We start from the raw sequence: 7,596 nt of genomic DNA, 5'->3' as shown, positions 1-7,596 counted from the left end.
CACTAGCAACAGTGCTAACCTGAATGTTACCTCTTCCCATAGTAAATTAACCTTTACCGTAAATATAATAAGGTAAATATTAATTTACCAAAATTTAAATGTCAAAGTAATAGGTTAGAAATAGGGGTATTGCGCACATTTCCCCGAAAAGTTCATTCTCCGTATAAGTGGCCACGCGAATATTGGGGAAATATTGTACACCAATAGTTTAACTAGCTATTTTTAAAGAGAAAAATCAGGGCTATCAGTGCAGATCTTTCTTAGGTTGGTAGCTCTTTCTTTAACTGCGTCTAGGTTGATTTCGGATGGAAAGTACCTTAATACTCTTTGATAACAGTGCTTTCTTTGTTCATTCGTAGCTCTTGGCCAACTGCCGTATCGATAGTCATCAACGATCTTATATGCTGCTGTTTTTCCTTTTCCTGTTTTGATCAGAACCCCAACATCCTCCCATGCCCCCAGAAGAGCCGCCGCCTGAGATTGATGGATCGGGGAGCCAATTCCCTTTAAGAGCCTAGATTTGGGCAGGGGCGTATATATTGCCCAGCAAAGGAGTGTATTAAAAAGTAGCCTATGAGCAAGCGTATGTGGAAGCATTGCTTGATTGGGTGCCCTTTCTTTATCTGCCGGAATAATCGGGTATGAGAGTTCACCTGACCAGTCCGACGAGGTACTCCACCAAAGTGAGCTGCACGGCAGGGGCTCCCTAGAGCCATACCTAACCATTTTATTTTTCGGACGTATGCTGAACCAACTTCTCGTAATCAATGGAGTGGCATTCGCCAAGGTTCTCGTAGCACCACTGCCGATTCTTGCTGGTATTTGCTTTTTTGCCAAGCCACCAAGAAACATCGATTCCTGCACGTCGATAGTCATTCGTTCTTTCCTCTAACTCTTCAGGCGTGATTGCACTTAACTGGACTTCGTGGGCCACAACCCAGCCATTGGGGAAGATGAAAGCCACGTCAATGATCCTTTTGATTGAGTCAACAGGACACTCAATCTGCACTTTTGCACTTTGGTACTCTTTCAGATCTTTGGCTAAGTCTGTAGCCAGTAGCTCTTTAAAGTACAGGTGTTCTGGGCTCTCTGGGTGATGCTTATATTCACTCTTGCATTCATTGGACAGGTGCATAAAGTGAATTTTCGGGACACTGGAGTGCGAGTTTCCCCGAATGACCATTTCTTCTTTACAGTAGCGGCAGATTATCTGCCCCCTCTTGAATGACTCTCTCGGGGAGTCACAATCCAGAATGTTTATCCGCCTGTTGTTTTCAGTGTCGTGTCCGATGAATGGCATATCCTACTTACTCCGCAGTGCATTCTGGGGTTAAGACTTCTGGTATGGGTAGTGCCGCAGCCAAGCAATCAGATATATCGAGAACACTCTTTGCTCGTGTTGCCGCTACATACAGTAAGCGGCCTTCTTCTTCACTGTATTTACTGTGCCCCTGGCCTCTGAAATCGTCCGCTAGCCTGACAATATTCCACTCCCTTCCTTTCGCTTGGTGCGCAGTCGTCACTACGATATCTGCGTGTGCTTCTTTGATTGACTGCACCCGGTACAGGAGATCTAGGAGCAAAGGAATAGAGTACTGCTCTACGAGATTTACCATTGTCCTTAGGTGGACACCCTCATCTGTCTTGGAGAAATTGACAACCTCAAACCAATCCTTGAATGGAATGAAGTCGGGATGCTTTGAACGCCGACCGTCGAAGAGTTTCTGTGCCTCTTTAAGGTCACTACTCAAGGCTCGTACATCTGCGTTGACAGCTACTTTCTTCTTCTCGATATAGGTTTGGTATGCTACCTCGGCGATAACTGCAAAATTCGACCGACAAATAATTGCATCAGGTTCAAACTCATCAGAAAGAGCGGACTTTATTCCCGGAAAACCTTTTATATCGGTCTTGTCTCCGAAATGAACGCTGAGAAGGCTGTTGCAATACTTCGCAATCTCTTCACCGTACCTGTAGGACTGCGTTAGAGAGCAACGGGTCTCAATATCAATGGACTCTAGTGCATTATGGGCTCCTCTGAATCCATAAATTTGCTGATATTTATCGCCCACCCAAATCTGCTGTAAATGAGACTGCTTGGATAGCAAATCGATGACAACGAGGTTTTGATCCTGAGCTTCATCTATAAGGATATAGTCGTACTTCAGCTGAGGCTCTTTCAGTGCCCAAAGTTTCAGGTATACAGAAGGGGTGATAGGGAGGTCGCAGGCAGAATTGTTGAGAAGTTCCCACACTGAATTTACAAAGTACAACAGGGTTTCTCTGAATTCATCGACAAGCTCTGCAGCTACACCTACTAAATTAATGCTGTTCAGGTGTTGGTGTGTGATTTCTGTATCGGCAGAGTGGCAGTATGCTTCTATTCCCGAAAGAATCATGCTGCATACACGGATAGGCGGAACACCGAATAAATCTGGGCTGCCTTTTAATATCTTATCGCACAATATCGATGCATTAAGGAATTGCTTCATACGGCCAGCCCTCGCGTACTTCACACCAACATCTCTGTATGCAAACGAGTGAATGGTTCTACAATCAACGCTCTCAGGAAATGCAGTTGTAGCATCGTCAACAATCTTTCTGTTGAAAGCGAGATAAAGACCTTTCTTATCAGATAACGGCTTGGATGCCAGTGCGCGTAGCGTGAAAGTTTTGCCGGTTCCGGCAAACGCATTTATTATAAGGCTTTGGCCTAATGATGCTTTATCCAGGATGTACCACTGTTCCTCAGTGAGTGTCTTTCCATCAAACGAAGGAAGAAATTGTTGAGACATAATGCTCCTAGCATGGGCGATAATGTGAGTTAATAGAACTATCGAGTGGTTTAGCGCTTCTCTCGGGTATGCCAGATACGAAGCACATACAGGGTATATTCCTGTATTTCATACCGCATTTCATAGTTGCCAACCAAAAGTTTACGGACTTCTCTGGACTCAAAAGCATCGAGCCTCTCTCCCAACCTTGGCTGATCTGACAAAACATCCGGAGCGCTGGTCAATGAACGTACGATTTTTACTGCCGCAATGTCATCAGCGGAAACGAGGAACTCATAGAGCCGGCTTAAATCGGAGAGGGCTTTACTGGTCCATTTTATTTCCATTACCTTGGCACGTCCTTTGTAGATTCACTTCCCAGACTTTCAGCCCAAGCCTGGACTGACCGATGGTCAATAACTCGACCATTATCAACATCAGCTAACGCTTCAATCGTTAGTTTATATCGTTCTTCTTCCATGACGATCCAATCAGCTAGAGCCTGCTTAACAATCCAAGCTTTAGAACGTTCGAGACGTTGCGCTAACTCATCAACTTTATCAGCTAGCTGTAAAGGAACATGCGCAGTAACAACCTTTGTATTCATGATGCATTCCTAATCAATGTGATTTAAAGTTAATCATAATAAATCTTCTTGTGGTTCACAACCCTAGTCAATATGAGGTATACCCTATATTGACGTCAGGCGAGTTATAGAAAGTGTGTCAAAATAGGGTGTGTTTTCACAAACATTGACAACGAACTATAAACGTCTATAACCCTATCTTGACACTTTATGGGAGAAACGTAATGAAAGGACAGAAAATTGGATATATCCGGGTAAGCTCATTTGACCAGAACCCAGATCGTCAGCTTGACGGTATTGCCACAGACAGAACTTTTATCGATAAGGCATCGGGAAAGAATATCGATAGGCCTCAGCTCGAAGAAATGCTCCAGTTTGCGCGAGAAGGCGATACCATCATAATCCATAGCATGGATCGCCTTGCAAGAAATCTTGATGACCTTCGTACTCTCGTCAGAAACCTGACATCGAAGGGCGTCGATATCCAGTTCTGCAAAGAGAAACTTACATTTACTAATAATGATTCTCCGATGTCCCAGCTTTTGCTCTCAGTTATGGGGGCATTTGCGGAATTTGAGCGATCCCTTCTTAAGGAGCGGCAGAGAGAAGGGATAGAGATTGCTAAAAGAAAGGGAAAATACCGGGGAAGAAAGCGTGCACTTGATGAAACACAGATTAAAGATCTCAAAGCAAGGGCGAATGCCGGAGAAGTTAGAACCAACCTAGCGAAAGAGTACGGTATCAGCCGCGAAACCCTCTATAGCTACCTGAGGAAGTAAGATTGTCGCCAGACTTGGAGAGACTGAAACTCGTATCCTGCTTCTTGGCATTGAAATGAGAAACTATATTAAAGGTAACAAGCATACATGATTGGAAGTACAGGCAAGAGGATACAACTCCTGACGGACGACGAAATTAAGAACTCTATCGGCTGCCGGTCTTCAATCAAACTGAACGGGAAGAGTATTTCTCTCTGGATGACAGCCTACTCGATATTGTTAACGGGTTACTCAAAACCGAAACCAAAATATACATGATTCTCCTTATCGGGTATTTCAGGGCAAAGCCGGTGATACCTCACTTTCAGCTATGTGATACAGAAGAAGATACACGGTACATCTGCGACACCTTCAAACTCGACATACCAAGGTGGGATTGGAGTGTTTCCAAGGGAGCTAGGGCAAATATGGTATCACAAACGCTCTCTGCTCTCGGGTTTAGTCAACTAAAACAAGAACAAAGCCGTCGCCTGTCCATTCGGCTAGCTGATGTGGCCACCATCAGCACGGAGCCTAAATATATCCTTGATGAATGCTTGGCCTTTCTCGGTCAGAACCGCATCGCCTTGCCTGGCTACAGTACCCTTCAAGATCTTGTTACTGCGACACTGACTGCAGAAAGAAACCGTACTACTCAAATATTGTCAGAAAGAATGTCGGCGACAACTCAGGAAAAACTCAGCCATATATTGAATGACAAAGGAGTGTTAAATGGTCTGTCAGGGTTCAAGGGAACTGCACGGGATTTCAGTCCATCGGAATTAGAACGCGAACTGAGCACAATGCAGCTCCTTCGAACGGTTTATCCAGAGGTGAAACAGTTGTTGTCTGAACTCGGTCTGTCTCGAGGAAATATGATTTATTACACGTCCCTCATCCGCTCAGGTTCAACTTTTCAACTACGACGATCTCCAAAATGGCAGGGACTGCTCTATCTTTCCTGTTATATCTTCTACCGTTATAGGGAAGCAAATGATCGGCTGGTGTCGAGCTTCAATTACCTAGTTAGAAAGCACCATGAGTCTCGGATAGAATCAGCAAGATCGCGTGTTGCCAAAGAGCTAGACATCATTCAGGACACGCTTAAATCGGCTGGAAACATACTCAGGTACTTTACCGATGACAATATTAGTGACAACACTACGTTTGGTGAACTAAGAAAAACTGCATTTTCAACTATGTCTCCGGAAGACATATTGTTGGTCAGCACCCATCTGGTTGATGGCCGCTTTAATCGGGCAGAATATCAATGGCAATACACTGATAGCCAGTCACGTAAAACAGCGGGCAGCCTGAGGAAGTTATTTCTTGCTCTCGACATTGAATGTGAGGCTGGCCAGCCAGCGTTGAGGGCACAAATTTCAAATGCCAGAGAAGAGCTACTTACCAACAAGAAACTGACGTCGATGGATCTCAGGCTAGTCACGCATAGTGATTTGAAACATCTCGTTACTGACGGAGATACTAACCGCGTCAGGTTTGAATTTTACCTCTACCGTAAAATTTCAGGAATGATAGACACTGGTAAGGTGTATGTCAGTGAGAGTGAACGTAACAAACGACTTGAGGACGATCTCATCCCTTTAGATGTATGGAAGAAGGACAAAGCATCTCTGATAGAGAAAACAGGCCTAGAACGACTATCCAATTCGATTGAACATACTCTGGCAGAACTTGATAATCGCTTTGTTGAAAAGCTAGGAAAGGTCACCGCCAACATTAACGCAGATGCCAACGACTTTGTCCGAGTTCAGCCCCGATCTAGCCGCCTTGCTTGGAGCTTGGCAAACCGACGTTGGAAAACACCCCTGGACAATCCCGTATACAGTCAGGTTCAGCATATGGGAATAATTGACATCATGAATTATGTCAGCAGAAAAACTGGCTATCTTGAGGCATTCGAGAGTCTCTCATTGAGAAAAAGAAACACTGAAGCACGAAGTCACGACTTGATTGCTTGTATCTTTGGGAACGGTGCAAACTACGGCCTGCACCGTCTTGCCACCTCATCAGACAGAAGTATCGGTATTCTTCGCTCTGTTAATGACAGTTACATTAGACCGGAAACAACTGGGGCTGCTAATGATTTGATTTCGAATGCCCTCGCTAGGCTTCCCATTTTTCGCCATTACACCATTAATGAATCCGCCCCATTTGGCAGTATTGATGGCCAGAAACATGCTTGCCGTATTAATACGTTCAAAGCCAGGTACTCAGCAAAGTATTTCCAGAAAGGTAAAGGGGTTTCGGCTATGACGTTAGTGTCAAACCATGTGCCTTTAAATACGACAGTGATATCGGCTAATGAATATGAAGGACACTACGCATTTGATCTGTTGTATAACAACAGCAGTGACATTCAGCCAAAATCTCTGGCGACAGATAACCACGGTACCAATAATGTGAACTTCGCTGTTCTAGATATTTTCGGTTATCAGTTTTCACCTCGATACGCCAAATTCAAGCATGCTTTTGAAAACGTGTTTGAGGTCAATATAGATGGGGATCTTGAGATCAAGATTAAAAAACCAATTCGCATAAAGTTAATTAAAGAAGAGTGGGAGCGGATCCAACATATCATTTGCTCTCTGAGCCGGAAGTCAACGGAACAACACGTCATCATTCGTAAGCTGTCAAACAGTAAGCGAGGTAGCCGGACACTCGCCGCTCTGCGAGAATATGACCGCTTGATTAAGTGCCTTTACATGCTTGATTATATTGATAGAAAGGATTTGAGGCAGTTTGTCCAACAAGCGCTGAACCGGGGTGAAGCCTATCATCAGCTTCGCCGTGCAATAGGAAACCTTAACGGAGATCAGTTACGGGGTGGAAATGATTATCAGGTTGAGCAATGGAACGACTGTGCCCGTCTGATTGCCAATTGCATAATTTACCACAATTCAGCATTGCTATCTGCCCTTGTAGAACGTTTCGAGAAGCAAAAAAATGATGATGCTATCGATCTCCTAGCAAATATTTCACCAGTAGCCTGGGGGCATATTCAATTGACGGGACACTACGTCTTTGAAGAAAAAGAAGACATGCTGAACTTGGAAAGTATGATCGAAAGCGTCCACCCAATTACCTCAGACGCTGAGTTAGGTGATATTACTTCTGTGACTTAACTTAGCCATAAAATGAAGAATGAACTTTTCGGGGAAATGTGCGCAATACCCCAAATAATTATAGTAAAAACTATTTTACTATAAAAATCTTAAAGTGAATTGTAGTTTACAATAAAACAGTCATTGAAATGACTGCAATGAAAAACAGAGATCCTGTCTGAACTCTCTATTTAGTTATTGCTTTACCACACTTTGGTCGAGTAGACGACACCTGAGAAGCTTTTGGACAAAACCTTCCAATTACAGTCAACGATGCGAAATATTTATGCATTTAATACAGGAGTGCATTCATTGTTAATGCAGCACCTTTCATTCTATTAAACAGCTACAAA

Annotated in this window: 6 protein-coding genes; 2 read left to right on the top strand and 4 right to left on the bottom strand. The window is 43.8% G+C overall.

The features are described 5' to 3' along the window. Nucleotides 1–727: 727 nt before the first annotated feature. From AB6D80_RS23505 to AB6D80_RS23490, 4 genes are read right to left on the bottom strand one after another with little or no spacing between them, the layout of a single operon-like run. The gene (locus AB6D80_RS23505; protein WP_017103713.1) at nucleotides 728–1,300 is read right to left on the bottom strand and encodes a competence protein CoiA; all 573 of its coding nucleotides are present in this window, start codon (nucleotides 1,298–1,300) and stop codon (nucleotides 728–730) included. 7 nt (nucleotides 1,301–1,307) lie between these two features. Further along, the gene (locus tag AB6D80_RS23500; RefSeq protein ID WP_372189772.1) at nucleotides 1,308–2,795 is read right to left on the bottom strand and encodes a UvrD-helicase domain-containing protein; all 1,488 of its coding nucleotides are present in this window, start codon (nucleotides 2,793–2,795) and stop codon (nucleotides 1,308–1,310) included. Between the two features lie 50 nt (nucleotides 2,796–2,845). After that, nucleotides 2,846–3,121: a type II toxin-antitoxin system RelE/ParE family toxin gene (locus AB6D80_RS23495; RefSeq protein ID WP_017103711.1), complete on the bottom strand. Its 276-nt coding sequence runs from the start codon at nucleotides 3,119–3,121 to the stop codon at nucleotides 2,846–2,848. Then, nucleotides 3,121–3,381, bottom strand: coding sequence for a CopG family ribbon-helix-helix protein (locus tag AB6D80_RS23490; protein ID WP_017103710.1), 261 nt, complete (start codon nucleotides 3,379–3,381; stop codon nucleotides 3,121–3,123). The genes AB6D80_RS23495 and AB6D80_RS23490 overlap by 1 nt, the downstream gene beginning before the upstream one ends. Before the next feature lie 203 nt (nucleotides 3,382–3,584). Here AB6D80_RS23490 and AB6D80_RS23485 point away from each other — a divergent pair, with 203 nt between their 5' ends. Both AB6D80_RS23485 and AB6D80_RS23480 read left to right on the top strand, forming a co-directional pair. Beyond that, complete coding sequence (locus AB6D80_RS23485; RefSeq protein ID WP_017103709.1) at nucleotides 3,585–4,139, top strand: recombinase family protein; 555 nt, start codon at nucleotides 3,585–3,587, stop codon at nucleotides 4,137–4,139. Between the two features lie 152 nt (nucleotides 4,140–4,291). Continuing rightward, on the top strand, nucleotides 4,292–7,264 hold the full coding sequence (locus AB6D80_RS23480; RefSeq protein ID WP_372189774.1) for a Tn3 family transposase: 2,973 nt from the start codon (nucleotides 4,292–4,294) through the stop codon (nucleotides 7,262–7,264). Nucleotides 7,265–7,596 lie beyond the last annotated feature (332 nt).

The sequence above is a fragment of the Vibrio sp. 10N.247.310.17 genome, assembly GCF_041466605.1.
In the GTDB taxonomy this organism is placed as follows: domain Bacteria; phylum Pseudomonadota; class Gammaproteobacteria; order Enterobacterales; family Vibrionaceae; genus Vibrio; species Vibrio tasmaniensis_A.
Note: the sequence above shows the minus strand (reverse complement) of the source record. Positions and strands in the feature narration are given on the sequence as shown.

Excerpts from the sequence above, each read along its gene's own strand:
- AB6D80_RS23505 (WP_017103713.1), bottom strand. The coding sequence starts at position 1,300 with ATGCCATTCATCGGACACGACACTGAAAACAACAGGCGGATAAACATT.
- AB6D80_RS23500 (WP_372189772.1), bottom strand. The coding sequence starts at position 2,795 with ATGTCTCAACAATTTCTTCCTTCGTTTGATGGAAAGACACTCACTGAG.
- AB6D80_RS23495 (WP_017103711.1), bottom strand. The coding sequence starts at position 3,121 with ATGGAAATAAAATGGACCAGTAAAGCCCTCTCCGATTTAAGCCGGCTC.
- AB6D80_RS23490 (WP_017103710.1), bottom strand. The coding sequence starts at position 3,381 with ATGAATACAAAGGTTGTTACTGCGCATGTTCCTTTACAGCTAGCTGAT.
- AB6D80_RS23485 (WP_017103709.1), top strand. The coding sequence starts at position 3,585 with ATGAAAGGACAGAAAATTGGATATATCCGGGTAAGCTCATTTGACCAG.